The 2,307-nt window shown below is 60.3% G+C and carries 1 protein-coding gene; it reads right to left on the bottom strand.

The annotated features are described in order from the left end of the window. Positions 1 to 961: 961 nt before the first annotated feature. Positions 962 to 2,212 (bottom strand): IS256 family transposase, encoded by a 1,251-nt coding sequence (locus ACP159_RS25605; RefSeq protein WP_425098683.1) that lies wholly within the window; start codon positions 2,210 to 2,212, stop codon positions 962 to 964. Positions 2,213 to 2,307: the final 95 nt, after the last annotated feature.

Genomic DNA, 2,307 nt, shown 5'->3' with positions numbered 1-2,307 from the left:
TGATCCCACACCTTGTCGGTCAGTTCTTTGACCTCTGGATGGTCAGACCACCGATGCACGTCGATAGGACGGGAGTAGTAGGGGTTGTCTATGGGGCGAACAGCGTTGGCGAAGTAGTCGTTCCGAGGGGGCAAGGCCGGGGTCCAGGAGAGTGGCAGCAGGGACCTCAGCAAGTAGGAGCTTGCTTGCATCGTTGCAGCCCCCAACTTGTGACAGGCACTCAACCCCAGGAGGATAGCTTGCCACTCTTCCTATGGAGACCCATCAGGGATACCCCTTCTTAGGGTCTCTTCCATGCAATATTATCCATTACTAATGCCTGTTTCCTGCTGATCTTGGGGTGGTGCTGCAAACGTTCCGGGTGCATCCTTGGGTAGAGTGAAATTCTCAACTGATGGCTGACTTTTTTGTACAGCAGTCAGCCTTCCACCATATCGGACATGGTAGGGCTACCTACTAGGATACCCCTTCTTACCCTCTCTTTCCTGCTTTCTTATCCATTACTTATACCTGTTTTAGGTAGGCAAGTACCGGACACAGGAGGGGCAGGATCACAAGGGGGCGGTCACAAACTTGCCCATCTGGACGGGGGCATTTCGTGGGGCATTCCGGCTCCGATCAGGTGGAGCCGCATCATGTCAGGAAGAACTGGCTGGGGTGGTAGGAACCCCAGTGCATCGATACCTTTCTTTGGCTTTCGCCCAGGAGGCCTAAAAGTGGGGCATTTCTTGGGGCCTTTGAGCCGCCTTCCCGACAAGGTCAGACGGGACTGTAACCCCTCTCAGGCGGACTCTGGCGACAACGGGTCGGTCGAGCCTACCGACGCCGACACTCCGCAAAAGCCGCAGGAACAGGCCTTAGGTACTTCAGAACCGGCTAGGCAGGTTGGGTCTGGGAGGCTCAAGGCTACGCTGCTGCGCGACCCGAAAACGAAATATGCGCGAAAGTTGGTGACGCTTGATCAGGCGGCGGCTTGAAGGTGGCGGATGCCATCGCGGAACTCAACCCCGCTGATGACCTCAGGCAGGCGGTTCCGGCCGTCGAGCTTCCGCCATTTCTTCTGCGCGGCCATCATCAGCCTGAATGCCATGGCCAATCCGGTCTTCCTGCTGAGGCAGCCCTTGGTACGTTTCGTCCGGTGTCTGACGGTGGCGAAAGTACTCTCGATTGGGTTCGAGGTGCGGATATGTTTCCAGTGCTCGGCCGGGTAGTCGTAGAAGGTCAGCAGCGCGTCCTGGTCCTTGACCAGCTTGGCCACCGCCTTGTCCCATTTCACGCCATAGGCATCGACAAAAAAGTCGAAGGCGGCCGTCGCGGCGGCCCGGGTTTCGGCCTGCCAGATGTCGTGCAGGTGAGCCTTGGCCTTCGGCTGCACCGACTTCGGCAACGCATTCAGCACGTTCATGGTCTTGTGCAACCAGCAACGCTGCTCCTGCGTCGTGGGGAAGACTTCGCGCAGGGCCGTCCAGAAGCCGAGGGCACCGTCGCCGATCGCGAGCTTCGGGTCTTGGTTCAGGCCACGGCGCTTGAGGTCGAGCAGCACCTCGCGCCAGCTCTGGGTGCTTTCGCGGAAGCCGTCGGTCATGGCCAGCAGTTCCTTGCGGCCGTATTCATCCGCCCCGACGATGACCAGGACGCATTGCTTTTCCTCGGCCATGCGCGGTTTGAAGTAGACGCCGTCGGCCCAGATGTAGAGGAACCTCCGGGGTCCGAGATCGCGCTTTTCCCAAGCCTCGTATTCGGACCACCAGTCGGCTTTCAGGCGAGTGACGGTCTTGGCCGACAGGCCCTTGGCGTCCGGCCCAAGCAAAGCGGCCAGCGCCTCACCGAAATCGCCGGTGGAAACCCCTTTGAGGTAGAGCCAGGGCAGCAGTTCCTCGACCGACTTGGCCTTGCGCAGGTAGCGCGGCAGGATGCTGGGCGTGAAGGTAACCTTGCCCTCGCCAGGCTTGCGGTCACGGACACGCGGCACCCTCACAGCGACCGGCCCGATCCCGGTCAGGATCTCGCGCTCCGGCAGATGTCCGTGCCGGACCAGCCTGGCACGGCCGTCTGCCAACCTGTCCTCGGCGAAGGTGGCGAGAAGCGTGGCCAGTTCTGCCTCGACCGCCTGCTCGATCAGCTTGCGCGCGCCTTGGCGTATGAGGTCCGTCAATGGATCCGGCGAAAAGCCCGATGGATCGGGCAGCGTGGCGATGGTAGTCTCTGACATGTGGCATATCCCTTTCTCGGCTGAGAATTGACGGCGTCTGAACACCGCCATGATATGCCGCCCCTTAGGGCATCACCAACTTTCGCGCGTTACTC

This window comes from Tropicibacter sp. S64 (assembly GCF_049803835.1).
Lineage (GTDB): Bacteria > Pseudomonadota > Alphaproteobacteria > Rhodobacterales > Rhodobacteraceae > Pacificoceanicola.
This window is presented reverse-complemented; position numbering and strand designations above follow the sequence as displayed.

What these genes read in the sequence shown, in the direction of transcription:
- ACP159_RS25605 (WP_425098683.1), bottom strand. Translation starts at nt 2,212, where the DNA reads ATGTCAGAGACTACCATCGCCACGCTGCCCGATCCATCGGGCTTTTCG.